This window comes from Pseudomonas sp. Irchel 3F3 (assembly GCF_900187545.1).
Classification (GTDB): Bacteria; Pseudomonadota; Gammaproteobacteria; order Pseudomonadales; family Pseudomonadaceae; genus Aquipseudomonas; species Aquipseudomonas fortuita.
The window spans coordinates 320411-340233 of sequence record NZ_FYDS01000003.1; the positions used below are offsets into that span (position 1 = coordinate 320411).

Annotated in this window: 19 protein-coding genes and 1 tRNA gene; 11 read left to right on the forward strand and 9 right to left on the reverse strand. The window is 61.8% G+C overall.

Annotation, left to right across the window (positions count from 1 at the left end):
• Positions 1-35: 35 nt before the first annotated feature.
• The 3 genes from CKW35_RS07685 to CKW35_RS07695 form a co-directional block, all read right to left on the reverse strand.
• Positions 36-1073 (reverse strand): ABC transporter permease, encoded by a 1038-nt coding sequence (locus CKW35_RS07685; protein WP_095115597.1) that lies wholly within the window; start codon positions 1071-1073, stop codon positions 36-38.
• A gap of 66 nt (positions 1074-1139) precedes the next feature.
• A complete protein-coding gene (locus tag CKW35_RS07690) occupies positions 1140-2750 on the reverse strand; it encodes an ABC transporter substrate-binding protein (protein ID WP_019472022.1) in 1611 nt (536 codons plus the stop codon).
• A 69-nt stretch (positions 2751-2819) separates the two neighbouring features.
• Complete coding sequence (locus tag CKW35_RS07695) at positions 2820-3974, reverse strand: mandelate racemase family protein (protein WP_016487993.1); 1155 nt, start codon at positions 3972-3974, stop codon at positions 2820-2822.
• Positions 3975-4314: 340 nt separating this feature from the next.
• Between CKW35_RS07695 and CKW35_RS07700 the strand changes: the two genes are divergently transcribed.
• The 3 genes from CKW35_RS07700 to CKW35_RS07710 all read left to right on the forward strand — a co-directional run bounded on the left by CKW35_RS07700 (position 4315) and on the right by CKW35_RS07710 (position 6853).
• A complete protein-coding gene (locus CKW35_RS07700; RefSeq protein ID WP_095115599.1) occupies positions 4315-5040 on the forward strand; it encodes an oligogalacturonate-specific porin KdgM family protein in 726 nt (241 codons plus the stop codon).
• Between the two features lie 74 nt (positions 5041-5114).
• Complete coding sequence (locus CKW35_RS07705) at positions 5115-5933, forward strand: NAD(P)-dependent oxidoreductase (protein ID WP_095115601.1); 819 nt, start codon at positions 5115-5117, stop codon at positions 5931-5933.
• Positions 5934-5959: 26 nt separating this feature from the next.
• Entirely contained in the window at positions 5960-6853 is an 894-nt protein-coding gene (locus tag CKW35_RS07710) for an SMP-30/gluconolactonase/LRE family protein (RefSeq protein WP_095115603.1), read from the forward strand.
• 36 nt (positions 6854-6889) lie between these two features.
• On the opposite strand, the gene CKW35_RS07715 is transcribed toward CKW35_RS07710, so the two are convergent.
• The gene (locus CKW35_RS07715; RefSeq protein WP_060517128.1) at positions 6890-8044 is read right to left on the reverse strand and encodes an MFS transporter; all 1155 of its coding nucleotides are present in this window, start codon (positions 8042-8044) and stop codon (positions 6890-6892) included.
• Positions 8045-8324: 280 nt separating this feature from the next.
• On the opposite strand from CKW35_RS07715, the gene CKW35_RS07720 reads away from it, so the two are divergent.
• Entirely contained in the window at positions 8325-9542 is a 1218-nt protein-coding gene (locus CKW35_RS07720; RefSeq protein ID WP_095115606.1) for an amidohydrolase family protein, read from the forward strand.
• A gap of 222 nt (positions 9543-9764) precedes the next feature.
• On the opposite strand, the gene CKW35_RS07730 is transcribed toward CKW35_RS07720, so the two are convergent.
• Both CKW35_RS07730 and CKW35_RS07735 read right to left on the reverse strand, forming a co-directional pair.
• Complete coding sequence (locus tag CKW35_RS07730; protein WP_060517124.1) at positions 9765-10643, reverse strand: LysR substrate-binding domain-containing protein; 879 nt, start codon at positions 10641-10643, stop codon at positions 9765-9767.
• 129 nt (positions 10644-10772) lie between these two features.
• Positions 10773-12959, reverse strand: coding sequence for a methyl-accepting chemotaxis protein (locus CKW35_RS07735; protein ID WP_371855223.1), 2187 nt, complete (start codon positions 12957-12959; stop codon positions 10773-10775).
• A gap of 367 nt (positions 12960-13326) precedes the next feature.
• Between CKW35_RS07735 and CKW35_RS07740 the strand changes: the two genes are divergently transcribed.
• Positions 13327-14022, forward strand: coding sequence for a 3-oxoacid CoA-transferase subunit A (locus CKW35_RS07740; protein WP_016488002.1), 696 nt, complete (start codon positions 13327-13329; stop codon positions 14020-14022).
• Positions 14023-14030: 8 nt separating this feature from the next.
• Entirely contained in the window at positions 14031-14672 is a 642-nt protein-coding gene (locus CKW35_RS07745; RefSeq protein WP_003251131.1) for a 3-oxoacid CoA-transferase subunit B, read from the forward strand.
• A gap of 175 nt (positions 14673-14847) precedes the next feature.
• Here the strand turns inward: CKW35_RS07745 and arfB are convergent, their stop codons facing one another.
• The gene (gene arfB, locus CKW35_RS07750) at positions 14848-15261 is read right to left on the reverse strand and encodes an alternative ribosome rescue aminoacyl-tRNA hydrolase ArfB (RefSeq protein WP_095115712.1); all 414 of its coding nucleotides are present in this window, start codon (positions 15259-15261) and stop codon (positions 14848-14850) included.
• Positions 15262-15666: 405 nt separating this feature from the next.
• Between arfB and CKW35_RS07755 the strand changes: the two genes are divergently transcribed.
• The gene (locus CKW35_RS07755) at positions 15667-15909 is read left to right on the forward strand and encodes a hypothetical protein (protein WP_060517118.1); all 243 of its coding nucleotides are present in this window, start codon (positions 15667-15669) and stop codon (positions 15907-15909) included.
• 21 nt (positions 15910-15930) lie between these two features.
• On the forward strand, positions 15931-16200 hold the full coding sequence (locus CKW35_RS07760) for a DUF3077 domain-containing protein (RefSeq protein ID WP_016488006.1): 270 nt from the start codon (positions 15931-15933) through the stop codon (positions 16198-16200).
• Between the two features lie 115 nt (positions 16201-16315).
• On the opposite strand, the gene trbK is transcribed toward CKW35_RS07760, so the two are convergent.
• Together trbK and CKW35_RS07770 are read right to left on the reverse strand one after the other, a co-directional pair.
• Positions 16316-16564 carry an entry exclusion lipoprotein TrbK gene (trbK, locus tag CKW35_RS07765; protein WP_023047267.1) on the reverse strand — a complete coding sequence of 83 codons (249 nt, stop codon included), beginning with the start codon at positions 16562-16564 and terminating at the stop codon, positions 16316-16318.
• Between the two features lie 90 nt (positions 16565-16654).
• A tRNA-Ser gene (locus tag CKW35_RS07770) sits at positions 16655-16742 on the reverse strand.
• A gap of 134 nt (positions 16743-16876) precedes the next feature.
• On the opposite strand from CKW35_RS07770, the gene CKW35_RS07775 reads away from it, so the two are divergent.
• The 3 genes from CKW35_RS07775 to tusD all read left to right on the forward strand — a co-directional run bounded on the left by CKW35_RS07775 (position 16877) and on the right by tusD (position 19822).
• Positions 16877-17548, forward strand: a complete 672-nt coding sequence (locus CKW35_RS07775; RefSeq protein ID WP_003251184.1) for a Bax inhibitor-1/YccA family protein — start codon at positions 16877-16879, stop codon at positions 17546-17548.
• A 326-nt stretch (positions 17549-17874) separates the two neighbouring features.
• Positions 17875-19254 carry a nucleobase:cation symporter-2 family protein gene (locus CKW35_RS07780; protein ID WP_095115608.1) on the forward strand — a complete coding sequence of 460 codons (1380 nt, stop codon included), beginning with the start codon at positions 17875-17877 and terminating at the stop codon, positions 19252-19254.
• A 175-nt stretch (positions 19255-19429) separates the two neighbouring features.
• The gene (tusD, locus tag CKW35_RS07785) at positions 19430-19822 is read left to right on the forward strand and encodes a sulfurtransferase complex subunit TusD (protein WP_016488109.1); all 393 of its coding nucleotides are present in this window, start codon (positions 19430-19432) and stop codon (positions 19820-19822) included.
• Position 19823: the final 1 nt, after the last annotated feature.

Here is a 19823-nt window from a genome sequence, read left to right on the forward strand (position 1 = left end):
AGTCATGCACTGTGTTCGCGCTGGCCGCGCGGGGCTTAACGGGTCCTTGGGTCGAACACCTTGTACAGGGCGTCGCTGATCAGGTTCAGGGCGACGAAGATCAGCCCGATCACCAGCACACAGCCCATCACCGCGTTCATGTCACCGAGCATCAGGCTGCTGGTCAGGTACTGACCAAAACCGGGCCAGGCAAACACCGTTTCGATCAGTACCGCGCCTTCGAGCAGCGAGCCGTAGGCCAAAGCGACCACCGTCAGCAGCTGCACGAGGATGTTGCGAAACGCATGGCCCCAGACCACCTGGCGGCGCGACAGGCCCTTGACCCGGGCGGTGATGATGTATTCCTGGGACAGCTGTTCGAGCATGAAGCTGCGGGTCATGCGGCTGATGTAGGCGACCGAGTTGAGGCCCAGGATCAGCCCCGGCAGGACGATGTGCCGCAGCGCGCTGGTGAAGGCTTCCCAGTCGCCGGCCAGGGCCGTGTCGATCAGCAGCAGGCCGGTGATGTCCGGCACCATGCCGTCGTAGGCGAGGTCGATGCGCCCTGCCCCGCCGGCCCAGCCGAGCCAGGCGTAGAACACCAGCAGCCCCATCATGCCGACCCAGAAGATCGGCGTGGAGTAACCGAACAGGGTGATCACCCGTGCCACATGGTCGCCAAGGCGGCCCTGGTTACTGGCCGCGACCACGCCCAGTGGCAAGCCGATGACGATGCCGAAGAGGATTGCCAGGGTGGCCAACTCGATGGTCGCCGGGAACACCCGCTTGATGTCGTCCAGCACCGGGTGGCCGGTCAGCAGGGCGTTGCCGAAATCACCGTGGAGCAGGTCGCTGAGGTACAGCCCGAACTGCACCCAGATCGGCTGGTCCAGGCCCATCGCCCGGTACACCTGGTCGTAGGTGGAGCTGTCGGCGTCCGGACCGACCACGGCCAGCACCGGGTCCAGCGGCATCACCCGGCCAATGAAGAAGGTCAGCGCCAACAGACCGAGCAGGGTCACCAGGACCGTGCTGGCCCGGCGGGCAGTGCCAGACACGCGCGTGCCCAGCACAGAGGCAGTCGAAACTAACATAACAGGCTCCTGAAAATGCGTTCAGCCAACACCGAGGCGTTCGGGGCGCGCACGCCCCGCTCCCGCTCATCGCGACTTGTAGACGTCTTTGTAGCGGGTGGTGGCCGCACTGTGGGTCTGGTAATCCTGAACATCGTGGTAGACCACCACGGTGTCGGTCATCTGCGACACCGGCAGGATCGCCCCGACCTGCGCGTCCAGGGTCTTCTGGATCTGCTGGTACTGGGCCAGTTGCCTGGTCTTGTCAGGCTCGACTTCGGCCTGCTCGATCAGCGCGTTCAATTCGGGGCTGTAGAACGACGTGCGCCAGCCCTGGAAGTTGCTCAGCTTGGCTTCGTCGCGGTTGTCCGGGTTGTACACCAGGGTCCGCAGGCTCGAATGCGGATGACGCTCGGCCCCGCCACCGCCGCGGCCGACCAGGATGTCGAAGCTGCGTTCGCGCATGGCGCCGTAGATCTGGTTGCCGGTGCCGGTGACGATGGTCGCCTGGATGCCGGCCTGAGCCAGGGTCGCCTGCAGGCTGGAGGCGATGTTGATGAATGGCGGCTCAGTGAGCACGCGGATGGTGGTTTTGAATCCATTCGGGTAACCGGCTTCAGTCAGCAGTTTTTTCGCCTCGGCGACGTTCAGGGTGTAGCCCGGATCGTCCAGCCGTGCCGGCAGGCCGAGCGGCAATGGGCGCTGGTTGAGCTGGCCGTAGTGCGGCATGACGGTCTGGTTGATGCCTTGATAGTCGATCAGCGAACGCACCGCGCGGCGCACACGGGCGTCATCGTAGGGCTTGTTCTTGACGCTCAGGGCAACGTAGTAGAGGGTCCCGCGCTGCACGGTCTGGGTGCGCACCTTGTCGGACTTCTCCAGGGCTTCGATGTCGGGTGCGGACATGCCCTTGGCCAGGTCCAGGTCACCGCGCTCGACCATCAGGCGCAGCGACTGCGACTCGGTCATGTTGCGCATGACGATGCGCTTGAGCTTGGCCGGGCCACCCCAGTAACCGTCGTAGCGGCTCATCAGGATCACATCGTTGGCGCGCCAGTCATTGAGGATGAACGGGCCGCTTCCGGCGGCGTGTGTAGTCAGCCAGGCGCCGCCCATGTCGTCGCCCTTCTGGTGTTGCTGAACCACTTTGCGGTCGAGGATGAAGGCACTGGGCGAGGTCGCCAGGGTGTTGAGCACCAACATCGGGTCGGTTGGCCGCGGCAGCTCGAGGACAAAGGTGTGCTCGTCGGCGGCGCGCAGGTACTGGGCGGCGTTGCCGGCGGTGAAGCCGTAAGCCTTCCATGTCGAGGCCAGGGCCAGATTGAGCTTGAGCACGCGCTGCAACGACCAGGCGACGTCTTCGGCAGTCAGCGGGTTGCCCGACTGGAAGGTCACGCCGGGGCGCAGCGTGAAGGTCAGGGTCTTGCGGTCGTCGCTAACCTGCCAGCTTTGCGCCAGAGCCGGTACCAGCTGGTCCGGCTGCTTGACGTCCTGCACCAGCAGCATGTCGTAGAGGTTGGCATTGACCTCTGAGACATCCAGGCCGGTGGCGGCGGCCGGGTCGAGCGACAGCAGGTTGATCATGCTCATGCCGACGATCAACTGGTCGGCGGGGGTCTTGGCGAAAGCGGCAGGTACCGACGTCATCGCCAGCGATGCGGCCAGGACCCCCGCCCAGAATTTGGGGAGAACGCTCATGTGAGATAGCCTTTTTATAGTTATTGGACTCTCGGGCGGCACGCACCAAGGCGTGCCGCCATGCACGAATCAGAAGCTCTGCAGCGTGTTGGTCTCGACGTAGTCGAAGTCGATCTCCTCCCCCAGGCCAGGCAGGTCGGAGAGGTGCACGAAGCCGTCTTCATCCATCGGGTCGACCAGGCGCTTGAGGTAGGCCGGTACTTCGTCATAGTTGAGGAACGGGTGCAGCAGGCCGCGCTCGTACCAGGTGCAGTTCTTGATCGCGCCGACCACCGCCAGGTTGGCCGCGCCGTTGCCGTGGATCTCGCAATCCATGCCAAACGCTTCGGCCATGTGCGCGACCTTCAGGCACGGGGCGATACCGCCGACCCCGGCAACGCCGGCGCGCAGGATGTCACAGACATCGTTCTTGACCCAACTGGCGCGGCTCAGGTGTTTGCCACCGAGGCTTTCCGGGCCCAGCACGGGGATGTCCAACTGGGCGGCCAGCCACGCGTAGGACTCGGCCGAGTCTTCCATCATCGGCTCTTCGAACCAGGCGAAATTCAGCTTCTCCAGCGCACGGCCGACGGTCAGCGCTTCGGTGCGGCTGTACCAGTGATAGCCGTCGATCATCAGCGCGATGTCGGGGCCGACCGCTTCACGTACGGCGGCGCAGGCCTTGATGTCCATGCTCACGCTCGGGGCGAACGACACCGGCGGCATCCAGGTGTGCAGCTTGATCGCCTTGTAGCCGCGCTTGACCAGGGTCTCGGCGAAGCGGCCGTATTCTTCAGGGGTCGACAGGCCGCCCGGCAGCTCGTCACCGCACATGGTCGAACCGTAAGCCGGGACCTTGTCGCGGTAGCCACCGATGAGCTTGTGCACCGGCACCTTGAGCTTGCGCCCGGCCCAGTCCCACAGGGCCTGTTCGACCAGTGCCAGGGCGCGGTCGGTGAGCTGGCTTGCGCTGCCGCGTTGCCAGTGCGCCAGGTCGTGCCAGATTTTTTCGCGGTCGAAGGCATTGGCGCCGACCAGCACCTTGCGCACGAAGCCATCCAGCACGTACGGGCGGATCAGCTCGGGAGCGCCGAAGGCGAAGCCTTCGTTGCCGCACTCAGTCTTGATTCGCAGCAAGGCCATCTTGGCCTGGGTCACGTCGCCCGGATGGGCATGGCCGGCGCTGTCTACAGCGCGGCGCGTGGGGTAGGAAAACACCTGGACGTTTACAGCAGTAATGATCATGGACGTCTGAGCCTTCTTATTGGATTTGTGGCGGGTGAGTCACGCTCTGGGGGCAATCCTACGTCATCATACAACATTTGAAAAGCACCACTTCAAACCGACGAAATAGTCGTGAATAGCCTGCTAAACCCCATCATGTGATTCCCATCACAAAGCACAAAAAAAGCCATAACTACTGATTTAGAGCCTTCGATCAAGGTGATCAGACAACATTTCAATATTTCGTAGACAGCCCCCTGGTCGTACGATAACTTATTTGAAAAATCACGGAGCGCCCCACCCACCTCATCCCGATCACACGCCTCATCACGTCCTCAACAAAAACAAAAAAAGAGATCGCATGAACAACACACTTCGCCGCCTTATCGCCGCCAGTACCCTCGGCTTGTCGTTCTACGCCTGCGCGGACTCCGCCAGCATCAACTACCGGCATGGGTACACCGAAGACGACAGCATTCACTCCGACCGGATAAAGCTGAGCTACCGCAAGGACAGCGGCCTGGGGTTTGCCGCAGAAATCAAATACAAAACTGCCGGCGACCGCGAAGACGTCGCCTACGACAACATGGTCAACAACGGCCATGAGTTCACCGTGGACTACAACTACAAGATGAGCCCCCGGTCGACCTGGACCCCCGCCTTCCAGATGGACAGTTCCAAGGACGCAACCACCTACAAGTTCGGCTTGAAGTACAACTACAAGCTCAGCGACACCTGGTACGTCGCCACCCGCGTACGCCACGACGCACGCAGCCTCGACCGGGATCAGGTCGACCACAGCAAAGCGGACCGCGCCAAGGACAACCAGAACACCACCCGCCTTGAAGGCTGGCTCGGCTACACCCCCAGCGGCCCGTGGGCATTCGAATACCAGTACATCCACTTCACCACCGACTACATCCGTTACGACAACAAGAAGCAGGACTACGAGCAGAACCTGATCATCAAGTACAAGCTCAACAAACAGTGGGCGCCATTCATGGAAGTGGGTGACATCAAGGTCAACAGCTACACGGACGATCGCCAGGCCCGTTGGCGCCTGGGTATCCAGTACAACTTCCTGTAAGGGCAACCGCCCGACCATGCCGGTGTCGTTGCACCACGGCACCCTCATGCAGTTTCAGCAAAAGGCATCCGACAATGACCACGACCAACCGCAAACCCTTCAACCGCCTGCTGCTCACCGGCGCCGCCGGCGGGCTCGGGCAAGTGCTTCGCCAAGCACTGCAAGCACACGCCAACCTCGTGCGCGTATCAGACATCAGCCCCATGGCAGCGGCTGCGGGCGAGCATGAGCAAGTCATCAACTGCGACCTGGCCGACAAGGCCGGCGTATTGGCCCTGGCCGAGGATGTGGACGCCATCGTGCACCTGGGCGGCATCTCCACCGAGCGTGCCTTCGAAGAGATTCTGCAAGCCAACATCGTCGGCACCTTCCACATCTATGAGGCCGCCCGAAAGCACGGCATCAAGCGCGTGGTGTTCGCCAGCTCGAACCATGTCACCGGCTTTTACCCTCAAGGCGAACAGGTAGATGCGCATTCGCCGCGCCGACCAGACTGCTACTACGGGTTGTCGAAGGCCTACGGCGAAGACCTGGCCACGTTCTACTTCCACCGCTACGGCATCGAAACCGTCAGCCTGCGCATCGGCTCTTCATTCCCCGAACCACGCAATGTGCGCATGCTGTCCACCTGGCTGAGCTACGGCGACCTGGCGCATCTGGTAGATCGCGCATTGCTCGCCGAAAACGTCGGCCATACCGTGGTGTACGGTGTCTCAGCCAACCGCGACCTCTGGTGGAGCAACCGCCACGCCGCACACCTGGACTTCAATCCGAAGGACAGTGCCGAGCGCTTCCGCCCGGCCCTGGAGCAGCAGCCAAAGCCCGCTACAGATGACCCGACGGCCCACCTGCAAGGTGGCGCCTTCACCGCTGCCGGCCCTTTTGACGACTAAACCCTGATGGAGCGCGTAATTCTTCCATGACAGCCGAACTGATTACCGATGCACGCAATGCCACAGGCGAAAGCCCGGTCTGGCACCCGCAGGAAAATGCCTTGTACTGGGTAGATATACCGGCAGGCCGCCTGCACCGCTGGCAACCAGACGGCCAGACACATCACTGGGCCGCAGACGAAATGCTCGGCTGCATCGTCCGTAGCCAGCAAGGCCACTGGCTTGGGGCCATGGAGAGCGGGATCTTTCACCTCACCCCCCAGGCTGACGGTCGCCTGGTTGTCGACAAGCGCACCAGCGTCGAACACGCGAGGCCCGGCATGCGTTTCAATGACGGACGTTGTGACCGCCAGGGGCGCTTTTGGGCCGGTACGATGCAAACAAACATGGGCGCCGAGCCGGTGGGTGCGCTTTACCGATATGACGCAACGGCGGACGCAACGGTAAAGCCAATGCAAGCACGACTGGACGAGCTGATCGTGCCCAACGGCATGGCGTTCAGCCCGGACGGCAAAACACTGTATGTCTCCGACTCGCACCCCAGCGTTCAGCTGATCTGGGCCTTCGACTACGACATCGACAGCGGCACACCGCACAACCGCCGAATATTCGTCGACATGAACCAGCACCCCGGCCGACCGGACGGGGCTGCGGTAGATGCCGAGGGTTGCTACTGGATTTGCGCGATCGATGCCGGTCAGGTACTGCGCTTTACCCCCGAAGGGAAGCTGGATCGCGCCCTGCCGCTACCGGTAAAGAAACCGACCATGTGCGCATTCGGCGGCCCGCAGCTGGATACGCTGTTCGTGACGTCGATTCGCCCACAAGGCATCGACCTGAGCGACCAGCCCCTGGCCGGCGGCGTGTTCGCGCTCAACCCCGGCGTAAAGGGCTTGCCGGAGCCGATTGCCGGGGGCTGAAGCCTGGGTCGGTATTGGCTGCCACCAGGGGTATGCTCAGTAAGCAGCCTTGCTGGACATCCCCCTGCGACCTGCCCCAAGGCAAGTGACCGCAAAGGCAATCGCCAACGCCCCGGTACCCAACAGGAAAATCAGCTGCTGGTTGGAGCCCTCCACCAGCATGGCGATCAGCGCCGGCGTCACCGCTGCCGCCCCCATCAACGTGATGCTGACCAGCGGTGTGAGCTTGCCAGTCGGGTCGTTGGTGGTAATCAGCGCCATGTAGTACGACAACGACAGCACCCAACCAAAGTTGATCAGCAACAACGCAACGAACAGCTGCATTGGCGTGCGGGTATGCCCCGTAAGCATGGCGATGGAAATGAACACCGCCACCAGCCCTACGGCGATCATCAACTGGCGATTGACCCGCGCCCCCAGCAGGCTAGGCAGCCCCGCCCCGGGCAAACCACCCAGGGCCGACAGGCCGAATGCCCAGCCGATATCGACGCCGCTGATGCCCTGGTCTCGCGCCAACTGGTCGATGAAGCCCCATACGCAGTAGATGGCGATCTGCATGAACAGCATGCCCACCAGCGCAGTGCGCCCCGTGCGCGCCGAACCACTCTGGGCAGGTGAGGCTTCGCCACTGGCCAGCAACGCCGCCGGGCGACGCGGTAGCACCAGGCTGGCGCCGCAGATGAGCAAGTACCACAGGCCGAACGCGCACAAGGCGGTCACCGTGCCACTCTGCGCGGCCAGCAGCGGCAACCCTGCGGAAAACAACGAGTACTCGGGCGTTTGCAGCAACAGCATCAACCCGAACGAACGGTCCTGGTTGGGCAAGCGGCCCAGCGTGGACACCGCATAGGCATACACCAGCCCCGCACAGGTGCCGGCCGCCAGGCGCACGATCAGCAGCACGGTGTTGGTGGTGGCAAAGGCGGTCGCGATGCTCAATGCCACGCACAGCGCGCCAACGAACAGGCACAGGCTGCGCCCGCCATGGCGCTTCATCAGCACCGGGCAAAGCAAGGTGCCCAGGGTCATGCCGATCATCTCGACCGACACCACCCAGCCCTGCTGATCGAGTGACAGGCTCAGCTGCTCTGTGACCAAACCCATGAAGATGGGTTGTACGCCACAGACGATGAAGGAAGTACAGGCGATGAAAATCAGCGCGGCACGCAGCAGCTTGGCATCTTGCGTCATGGGGACCCCGACACGGCATTTGTTTTTATTGTGTGTGGCGACCTGCCCGAAAGGCGCCGTAGCTGGCGGCGAGGCGGGTCTCGGTGGCAATCGTGGGCCGACATTGCGGGCTTTGAAAGTTAATTATCGGCATCCACGTCAGTGGGCTTTTTAATACAGGTCAGCATCCCTGCCTGCATCCAGAAATGCACTGCACCCGATCCTGATAATTAATTGGAGACAGGCCCGCATCCCCCCTACCGTGGTACGTCACCCAAGCCTCCGTAAAAAAGGCCCGATCATGAACGACCGTGAGTTCATCAACGCTATCGATGCCGATGGCAAACCCCTGCACATTGCCGTAACCAACGGCCGCATCACCCACATCGGCCCGCAACGCGCCAGCACCCCAGCCCGTGAAACCATCGACCTCGAAGGCCTGCTGGTGCTGCCAGGCTTTGTCGATGGCCACATTCACCTGGACAAGAGCTTTGTCGGCGACCGCTGGCGACCGCACCAACCCGTGGCCAGCCTGCGCGAGCGCCTGGCCGTGGAAAAACGCGAACTGGCCAGTGCCCCACCCATCGTCGAGCGCGCCGATGCACTGATGTGCCAAGCTGCCTCGTTCGGCACCCTGGCGATGCGCTGCCACGTGGACGTAGACGCCACCACCGGCCTGACCAACCTGCACGCCATGCTCCAAGCCCGGGACAAGTGGAAAGACCTGCTCGACATCGAGCTGGTGGCCTTCCCTCAGGCCGGTGTGGTGACCTGCCCCGGTACGGCTGAAGTGATGGAAGCGGCCATCCGCGAAGGCGTGCAGGTGGTCGGCGGCATCGACCCCACCACACTGGATGGCGACGCCGACGCCCAACTGGACATCGTGTTCGGTATCGCCGAGCGTCATGGCGTGAAGGTTGATATCCACCTGCACGAACCCGGCGACATCTGCATCGCTCAGCTCCAACGCATCGCTGCGCGCACCCAGGCACTGGGCATGCAAGGCCTGGTGGCGGTCAGCCACGCCTATGGCCTGGGCGACGTATCCGATGCTGTTGTCGACCGCACGGCCGAAGTGCTGGCCGGCGCAGGCATCTCCATCATGACCAACGCCCCCGGCGAACATGCGTTTCCACCCGTACTGCGCCTGCGTGACGGCGGCGTGCGGGTATTTACCGGCAACGACAACATCCAGGACGCCTGGTGGCCCTACGGCAATGGCGACATGCTGCAAAGGGCCATGCTGGTCAGCTACCGCTCGGGCTTCAATACCGATGAGGAGCTGCGGGTTGCGCTGGAAATGGCGACCGAAGCCAGTGCCGGGGTGATGGGCAAGCAGGACTATGGGTTGAAGGTTGGTAACGAGGCCAGCTTCGTTCTGTTCAGGGCACCGAATGCTGCTGCGGCGGTGGCAGCGGCCATTCATGAACGGATGATCGTGCGCCACGGCGCGTTCTGGGGCAGGCCTGCACAGTTGCAGTTGAAGGCTGCGCAGTTCGCCACGGAAATCCACCGTTAAAACCCCTGGCAGAGCACAGATTTTAAGCCCTGCGCGCCCCCTTGTGGGAGCGGGCAAGCCCGCGAAGCAGGCGGCGCGGTGGATGGCACGGGCTTCGCCCGTGTTCGCGGGCATGCCCGCTCCCACAGTGATCGCGAAAGCTTTCAGATTTGAGCAAGACAGTTGCTCCCACAAAGTACGCGACTCGGTTTCAGACTTTGCACTCTGAGCGAAGGCGCATTCTTACTCCGCCTCAGCCCGCAAGATCCCGATCAGGATTTCAGCCAGCGCCACGACCATAGGGTCTGCGGTAGGCCGATGAAAAATCGCCGCCTCGAACACCTTGATAGGCTTGAACCCCTGCTCCGCCCCGAGCACTCGATGCCCACCCGTCACTACCCGCGACGGCAAGAGGCTAACCCCTAACCCGTTAGCCACCGCCTCCTGAATCCCCGCCAGGCTCGAACTGGTAAAAGCGATCCGCCAACTGCGCCCCATTGCCTCGACGGCACCGATCATGTCATCCCGGTACAACCCGCGTGGCGGAAAGGTCACCAGCGGAATCGGGTCCTGGGCAAAACACGGGTACTGCGCACTGTCGATCCATTCGATGCGCTCCGGCTGGCACGCATTGGCCTCACGGCTGTGGCGCCGCTGCTTGATCAGCACCAGGTCCAGCTCGCCACGGTCATAGGTGCTCATCAAGTCCCGGCTAAGCCCTCCGGTAATTTCCAGTTTTACCGTCGGGTTGCGGCGGTTGAACGCCGCCAGCGCCTGCATCGTCTTGCCCGCGACAAAATCGTCCGGCAGGCCGATGCGCACGGTCACCGTCACCCCGCCCGACATGGCTTCGGTCAACTGGCTGCTCACCGCCAGCAGGTGCCGCGCATACCCCAGCAGGGTTTCCCCCGCATCGGTCGGGTGCACCTCGCGGTTGCTGCGGTCGAGCAGCTGCTGGCCGACCATTTCCTCCAGCCGGCGCACCTTCTGGCTGACCGTGGACTGGGTGGAGTGCAGGCGCGCGGCAGCGGTGGTGAAACTGCCGCAGTCGGCCACCATGACCACGGTGCGGAGCATGTCCAGGTCATAGATGGCGCGGTTGGGTTTGATGGAGTCTGGCATTTGACGGGTTCAGCTTTCTGGATGGGGCTGGGTACATGATGCCTGAAGCTGGAGTGCATGATGCATTGCCCGAGGGCACGGCATGCCTTGTACGCATGCACGAACCGTTTCGCGCACCCGATCTTGTGCTCAAGCTGCAGCGGCCCCCTTCCCCTCGCCACTGACCTCGAACTGCCCCACCAGTTTCTGCAGCTTGCCAGCATCCACCCGCACCTTCTGCGCGCTGCTCTGCAGCACCACCGCGGTCTGCTGCATCTCGCTGGAGGACTGGTTGACCTGCTCGATGGTCTTGCCATATTCCACGCTTCGCCGGTTGAGCTGCTGGATGATGGCGAACATGCTTTCCACGGCCTGGTGCAGTTGGACGTTCTCGGACGAAGCGTCTTCGGCAAGGCGCAGGCTGTTGTCCACGTCCTGTACGCCCTGCTCCATGAAACTGACGGCCTGGCGGGTTTCGCCCTGTAGGCTCTCGACCATGTGGCGAATGTCTTCGGCCGCGCGCGCGGTTCGCGCGGCCAGGCTGCGCACCTCGTCGGCCACCACCGCAAAACCACGACCATGCTCGCCGGCGCGCGCCGCCTCGATGGCGGCATTGAGCGCCAGCAGGTTGGTCTGGTTGGTGATGTCGCTGATCAGCCCGGTGATGTTGTCGATCTCGACCATGCGGCTGTCAAGCCGCTGCACGCTGGATGACGAGCGCGCCACCACATCGCGAATGGACTGGGTGCCTGCCTGCACCGCCAGAAACTGCTCGCGGGCACGGCTGACCACCTCATCCATGGCCTGCTTCATCTGTTCGGCGCTGACCGACGCCTGCTGCAGTTCGCCAAGCTGCTCCTCCATGATGATCATCATCTGATGCACCGCATCAGCCACATCGGCGGAGCTCACGCTGGCCGCCTGGCTGCGCCCGAGCATCATCTGGTTGGTACTGCCGACCGTGCGGCTGGCCTTGACCACCTGGCCCACCACCGCGTCCAGGCGGTCGATGAAACTGTTGATCCAGCGCGCCATATCGCCGCTCTCGTCATTGCCCAGGGTGCTGGTGTCCAGGCGCTGACGCAGGTTGCCTTCACCCTCGGCGATGGTACGCAGCACGCCGCTCATGCCATTAAGCCTGGCAGCCAGGCGCTTGGGCCCAAATACGCCGAACAACAGCGTGGCGCCGAGCATGCTCAAGCCCAGAACAACATCGTTCAGCCCTTGCGCCAGGCCGGCATAGTGCTGCACCAGGTAGTTGCAGCCGAACAACCCGGCCATGGTCGCCACATAGGGTTTCATCAACCCATGACTCAGCGAGCGGCGGCGGTAGACCTCCTCCAGGTCGGCTTCGCACATCATGCCCCAGCGGTCAGGCGAGCCCGGCAACTGGAACGTTACGCCCTTGCCGACCACTGGTACGTGGCGGTAATCCGAGTAACCCGGGTAGGTCACGAACAGGTTGGCACCACGCCTGATGGTTTCCCTTACCCCAGGGTGCAGTTCGCGCGTGGAGGGGTCGGTGAAGCGCAGTTCCAGTTCGGTATGGCGCTGGACCTGTACGGTGGACCAAGGCGTGTGCACTCCACTTTTGAGGTTTTCGCCGTGGGTGAAGGTGCCGTCCTCGAAGCGCGAGCGCGACAGGGCCGTGCCGGGCTGGATCGCCGGGTCGAAGCGCGACTGCGCCATGAACAGGTAGTTGTCGCCCGACTCGGCGAAAATATGCCCGGCCTCGCGCTGGATCAGGTCACCCAGAACATCGTTGGGTACCCGACCGCACAGGCAGCCAAGGACTTTACCGCCAGCCTTCACCGGCTGGTAGAACATCAGCGTCACTTCGTCGTGGAAGCGTGACGACGACGGGCCGATGCGCAGGGTCAGCGGGTCGCTGTAAGGGCCATGCAGAAAGGGCGCCTTCAGCCCTTGGGCCAGCGCTGCAGTCTGCTCGATACGTGGCGTACCACGTTGTGGCCAGGTCGAGGTGATGATGCTGCCCGCAGCATCGACGACAAACAACTCGGAAAAGTCTTCGGCCTGCGCCAGTTTGTCCCGCAGCAGCGTGCTATCGGGTTGAGCGAACCCTTGCGCGAGTTGTTCTGCAAGTTCAGCCAAATGCTCCCAGTGCTCGTTCGCCCAGTCATGCAACAAACGCATGCGGGTCTGGGCAATGGCTTCGAAGGTTTGTTCGATCTGCGGGTAGCTCGCCCGGTTCAGGCGACATGCCCAGCCCATGCTGAGCTTTCCGGTTTTACCGAACCAGGGCAACCAGCCCTTCTCACTCGATGACAACGCCATCGAACCACTGGAAAGCGACATTATCTTCACCATACGCGACATCGGATGGCAATCTGATAGCAATTCGCACGCCAACGGCGGGAGCGGTGATAAATGGGGAATTCAAGTCATTGAATGCACAGCACTTGTGCAAGAAAGGTTATGCCAGGCCCTGCATGCACCAACGAGGCGCAAACCCGCTGAAATCGGGCCCTTGTCCGAAATGTGACAAATAGCCACCAGAACTGCTCGCACATCGCACAACAGTTCGATAATCGCACAAATTCCGCTAAACCCCCTCTACTGTTGCCCTATCTTGCGGCACGCTATAGCGAAAGTCAGCAACCCATTTCAAGCGCTGACAGGCCTGATCGCTTCAACGCGCCGGCCAGCCCGACAACCCTACTCCAGGAACAACCAGGAGCTCGCCTTGATCAACAAAACGTACGAGTCCATCGCCAGCGCGGTGGAAGGGATCACCGACGGTTCGACCATCATGGTCGGTGGCTTCGGCACAGCCGGCATGCCGTCCGAGCTGATCGATGGCCTGATCGCAACCGGTGCCCGCGACCTGACCATTATCAGCAACAACGCCGGTAACGGCGAGATCGGCCTGGCCGCCCTGCTCATGGCGGGCAGCGTGCGCAAGGTGGTCTGCTCGTTCCCGCGCCAGTCCGACTCCTACGTGTTCGACGAACTGTACCGGGCCGGCAAGATCGAACTGGAAGTCGTACCACAAGGTAACCTGGCCGAGCGCATCCGCGCAGCAGGTTCGGGCATTGGTGCGTTTTTCTCGCCGACCGGCTACGGCACCCTGCTGGCCGAAGGCAAGGAAACCCGTGAAATCGACGGCCGCATGTACGTGCTGGAAATGCCGCTGCACGCCGACTTTGCGCTGATCAAGGCGCACAAGGGTGACCGTTGGGGCAACCTGACCTACCGCAAGGCCGCCCGTAACTTCGGCCCGATCATGGCCATGGCTGCCAAGACCGCCATCGCCCAGGTCGACCAGGTTGTCGAACTCGGTGAACTGGACCCGGAACACATCATCACCCCGGGTATCTTCGTCCAGCGCGTGGTTGCCGTTTCCGGTGCTGCCGCTTCTTCGATTGCCAACGCTGTCTGAGGCCTGCCATGACCATCACCAAAAAGCTCTCCCGCACCGAGATGGCCCAGCGCGTGGCCGCAGACATCCAGGAAGGCGCGTACGTAAACCTGGGTATCGGCGCCCCCACCCTGGTGGCCAACTACCTGGGCGACAAGGAAGTCTTCCTGCACAGCGAGAACGGCCTGCTGGGCATGGGCCCAAGCCCTGCGCCGGGCGAGGAAGACGATGACCTGATCAACGCCGGCAAGCAGCACGTGACTCTGCTGACCGGTGGTGCCTTCTTCCACCATGCCGACTCGTTCTCGATGATGCGTGGCGGCCACCTGGACATCGCCGTACTGGGCGCCTTCCAGGTGTCGGTCAAGGGCGACCTGGCCAACTGGCACACCGGCGCCGAAGGTTCGATCCCGGCCGTAGGCGGCGCGATGGACCTGGCCACCGGCGCCCGCCAGGTGTTCGTGATGATGGACCACCTGACCAAGACCGGCGAAAGCAAGCTGGTGCCCGAATGCACCTACCCGCTGACCGGCATTGCGTGCGTCAGCCGCATCTACACCGACCTGGCCGTACTGGAAGTGACGCCTGAAGGGCTGAAAGTGGTCGAGATTTGTGCAGATATCGACTTTGACGAGTTGCAGAAGCTGAGCGGTGTGCCGCTGATCAAGTGATCTTGCGTATTGGCTTACGCGGACCTTTGTAGGAGCGGCCTTGTGCCGCGAAGGGGCTGCAAAGCAGCCCCAGCAATAGTTGATGTTACGCCAAAACCCGGGGGCCGCTTTGCAGCCGGACTAGCCACGCTGGCATCGCAGAGCCCAGACTTGCCAGCGACGGTCCGACACCGCCCTAGAAATCCACCTTGCCCCGACCCGCCTTGACAGTGCTCCGCCTGGCTTTCCCTTCAAGCCGGCGGGTCTTCGAGCCGAGGGTCGGTTTGGTGGGGCGGCGTTTCTTTTCGGTCTTGCCGGCAGCGATGATCAACTCGCCAAGACGCGCCAGTGCGTCAGCACGGTTCTGCTCCTGGGTGCGGTATTGTTGGGCCTTGAAGATCAATACACCGTCGCCGGTGATGCGACTGTCACGCAGCGCCAGCAGCCGCTCCTTGTAATACTCAGGCAACGATGAGGCCGGGATGTCGAAGCGCAGATGCACGGCGCTGGACACCTTGTTGACATTCTGCCCACCCGCGCCTTGCGCGCGGATGTAGGTCAGTTCGATTTCGGCATCCGGCAGATGCACGTTATTGGAGATGGTCAGCATGGTATGGCCCTTGTCATTGCCGCCATTATCACAGCCTTGGCCGCGCTCCCATAGGACAATGCACGATTCCTTGCTATCCCCACCCAAGATGATGTCTATCTGTGTCGAAAAATCAGAATTTTTCGCTTTCTTGTAGGGCATTTCCCAAAGATACTGTTGCCGCCTATTTTCCGTTGCGGGTGCCCTGTTGGGGCTCTAGTCTGGGCCGGTCGCCGCTCATCAGCGACACGGCTTTGACAGGCCGTAACGGTATATAGGTTCTGCGGCGCCCTCAATGGCGGCTGCGCGTGGGGCACGCTTGCGTGCGCCGGAACTTCCTATATCCGCCGGTCTGTCAACCCACGCACAGCTGCCACCTAACCTGTTTGACAGCGGGATCGGCGCAGCCTATCTGGAGATATAGGAATGTTAAAGATGGTCCCCGACCCACCCCACACCCTCCACTCCCTCGAAGACACCCTCATCCAAGCTGCGGAATATGCCGTCTGCGCGCTAGCCATTTCGCAACAAGCGATGCTGATGCAGCCCAAGTCACCTGCAGCGGTACTGATGATGGCGACGACCCATGAACTTGAGTCCCTGCGCTCGTTACTTGAGTCCGCATTGATTCAGGTACAGGTGCCGAACGAGCTGCGAATGCAGCACTGAGCCGATCAGGGAGATGGACCCATGACTACAGACGAATCGACCGAACAAACCACAGTAGGCAAGACCACGTTCTACCAAGGTGAAAACCAGACACACCCACTGTTTCGCATCGAAGCCGGAATTCCCTGCAAAAGCGCCCGGGAGCAATCTTCGGAGTTGATGGGGTACGTGCGGGAGCTGACGATTATCGGGTTGATGGATGAGAAACCGATGATGATCTGGGCTGCTCATTATCTGAGTGCGCTGGCCAAGGCACTGATGGATGATGCCGAGCTGGGCATGATGCGCTGACTTGCCTGGCCAGCCAGGCGGGGTACAAAAAGCCTCTCACGTTGGCTCGTTAAGCACCTACTGCTCCAACCCAGTCCAAAAAGCCCCAGCATCTCTGCCGGGGCTTTGGCTGGGCTCAGAAGCTGTCAGGTGGGCTCTTTTCGAACTTCCACTTGGTCATCTTTTTGGCAGCGTGGAAGCTCTTGCAGTTGGCGATGAACTCATTGCGGTCCCACTCCCTGGAGAGGCTCGCCAGGATTTGCTCATAGGTTTCACCCGAGCAATTCGCTTCGTTGGGTTCAGGCACCCTGTCTTCGGCAATGGCTGTAAGGCTCACGGCAACGCCAAGCGCTGCAACCAGACGTGCAAAAGGCACACTGGGCATTCACTCACTCCTTTGAATGGACCCGCTCCAGAAGCCCGTTTTACAGGCCCCAAAAACGCAAAAAGCCCTGAATAATCAGGGCTTTGAATATGGCGGAAGCGTAGAGATTCGAACTCTAGGATAGTTGCCCATCGACGGTTTTCAAGACCGTTGCCTTAAACCACTCGGCCACGCTTCCAGCTCGTTTTGCGGCCGCCATAATACCGTAATGAAACACGCTGTCAAACTCTCTGTGTCGCGGGTTGCAGGAGCTCTGTTAGACTCCTAGCATCTGAACGTCTGAAACCACAGGTTTTACCAAGGAGTGTCGCCATGCGCGAACAGGATTACGCCGTCCACCACGGCCAGCAGGTCGAGCAGCAGGAGATCAGCAAGGTCCTGCGCAACACGTACAGCCTGCTGGCGCTTACCCTCGCCTTCAGCGGTGTCATGGCATTCGTTGCCCAGCAGATGCGCGTCGGCTACCCGAACGTGTTCGTGGTGCTGATCGGCTTCTACGGGCTGTTCTTCCTGACCAACAAGCTGCGTGATTCAGCCTGGGGCCTGGTGTCTACCTTCGCCCTCACCGGTTTCATGGGCTTCATCCTCGGCCCTATCCTGAACCGTTACCTGGGCATGGCCGGTGGCGCTGAAGTGGTGAGCTCTGCGTTTGCCATGACTGCGCTGGTGTTTGGTGGTCTGTCGGCCTATGTGCTGATCACCCGCAAGGACATGAGCTTCCTCAGCGGTTTCATCACCGCAGGCTTCTTCGTGTTGCTGGGTGCTGTCGTTGCCAGCTTCTTCTTCCAGATCAGCGGCCTGCAACTGGCGATCAGCGCTGGCTTCGTGCTGTTCTCGTCGGTCTGCATCCTGTTCCAGACCAGCGCGATCATTCATGGCGGCGAGCGTAACTACATCATGGCGACCATCAGCTTGTATGTGTCGATCTACAACCTGTTTGTCAGCCTGCTGCAGCTGTTTGGCATCATGGGTCGTGATGACTGATTGATTGCTGTGTGAGAAAGCCCGCTTCGGCGGGCTTTTTTGTGGGTTTTCGAAAGGGGACTGGGGTCCGGGGTGTACGTCGATAGAGGTTCAGCGCCTGATAAATCGAGCGCCGCGCGGGCGGCGCTCGATTTCTGCCCCTCCCTATAACTCAGGGAGGACACCTGCCCCTCAAATCAAAACCCTGCCAACCGCAATTGCTGACTAAAAAGTCAGATAATCAGGCAGATGCTCGCCGATCATGCAGACATCGTGCTTTTCTCTACCGCAATCGCTCATCACCCCGTAGAATGCGCTCCTTTTTTCTTCCGGGGCGGCTTTCAGCAATGAGCTCACAAGAACACAGCCCAGGCGCAGCGGCGCCTGCCAATGAACTGGTGCTTGGCCTGGAGGACAAGCCACGGCTGCTGATCGGCCTGCTGGCTGCCCTGCAGCACCTGCTGGCGATCATCGTGCCGATCGTCACCCCTGGCCTGCTGATCTGCCAGGCGCTGGGCGTTTCTGCGCGTGATACCAACCTGATCGTTTCCATGTCGCTGGTGATCTCGGGTATCGCCACCTTCGTCCAGTGCAAGCGCTTTGGCCCGTTCGGCGCCGGGCTGCTGATCGTGCAGGGCACCAGCTTCAACTTCGTTGGCCCACTGATTGCGGGCGGCGCGCTGATGGTCAAGCAAGGCACGCCGGTAGAAGGTGTGATGGCAGCCATCTTCGGCGTGGTGATTGCGGGCTCGTTCGTGGAGATGGGCGTGTCGCGCATCCTGCCGTTCGTCAAACGCCTGATCACCCCGCTGGTGACCGGTATCGTGGTGCTGATGATCGGCCTGACCTTGATCAAGGTCGGCCTGATCAGCATGGGCGGTGGCTTTGGCGCCATGGCCAATGGCACCTTTGCCAATGGCGATAACCTGCTGCTGTCGGGCGTGGTGCTGGCGATCATCGTGATCCTCAACCGCGTACCCGTAGTGTGGATGCGCAGTTGCGCCATCGTCATCGCCCTGGCGGTCGGTTACGCGCTGGCCGGCTACATGGGCCGCCTGGACTTCACCGGCATGCATGAAGCCGCGCTGTTCCAGGTGCCGACCCCGCTGCACTTTGGCCTGGGCTTCTCGTGGGCGCTGTTCATTCCGATGCTGGTGATTTACCTGGTGACTTCGCTGGAAGCCATCGGTGACGTTACCGCCACCAGCAAGGTGTCGCGCCAGCCGGTCGAAGGGCCGGTGTGGATGCAGCGGATCAAAGGTGGCGTGCTGGTCAACGGTGCCAACTCGCTGCTGGCCGGTGTGTTCAACACCTTCCCCAGCTCGATCTTTGCCCAGAACAACGGGGTGATTCAGCTGACCGGTATTGCCAGCCGCCACATCGGCATGTGGATTGCCGTGATGCTGGTGCTGCTGGGGCTGTTCCCAAGCGTTGCCGGGGTGATCCAGGCGGTGCCGGAGCCGGTGCTGGGTGGTGCGGCCATGGTGATGTTCGGGGCGGTTGCGGCTTCGGGTATCAACATTCTGGCCAGCACCCGGCTGGACCGTCGTGCACTGCTGATCATTGCCGTGTCGTTGGCGCTGGGCCTGGGCGTGGCGCAGGTGCCGGAGTTCCTGGCGCATATGCCGGCGGCGATTCGCAATGTGCTGGAGTCGGGTGTGGCTACCGGGGGGATCTGTGCGCTGGTGCTGAACTGGTTCTTGCCGGAGAGCAAGGAGCAGGGTTGAGTCTTGTGTCCTTCTGACAGGGCCATGAGGCTGATTTGCAGCCCATCGCGACACAAGGCCGCTCCTACAGGGGTCGCGTAGGACACACGGATACATAGAAAGCCCGCGCCGCTTGCACAAGCGGGCGCGGGCTTTTTTGCTTTATCATGGCAGCATTCCTTTGCATGAGTTAGCCATGAAATTCGCTATCGCGGTGTTCTCCCCGGCCCATGCGCCCTCCTCGCGGCGTGCCTTGCGCTACGCCGAGGCGGTACTGGCCGGCGGGCATGAGATTGCCCGGCTGTTTTTCTATCAGGACGGGGTGCACAGTGCCTCGGCCAACGTGGTCGCGCCCCAGGACGAACTGGACGTGGCAGGCCAATGGCGTACCTTTATCCAGACCCACCAGCTGGACGCGGTGGTGTGTATCGCCGCGGCCCTGCGCCGTGGCGTGCTCGACGAGGCTGAAGCCAACCGTTACCAGCGCCCGGCCGTGAACCTGCCCAAACCGTGGGAACTGTCGGGGCTTGGCCAGCTGCATGAAGCGGCGCAGGTTGCCGACCGCCTTGTCTGCTTCGGAGGCGACTGAA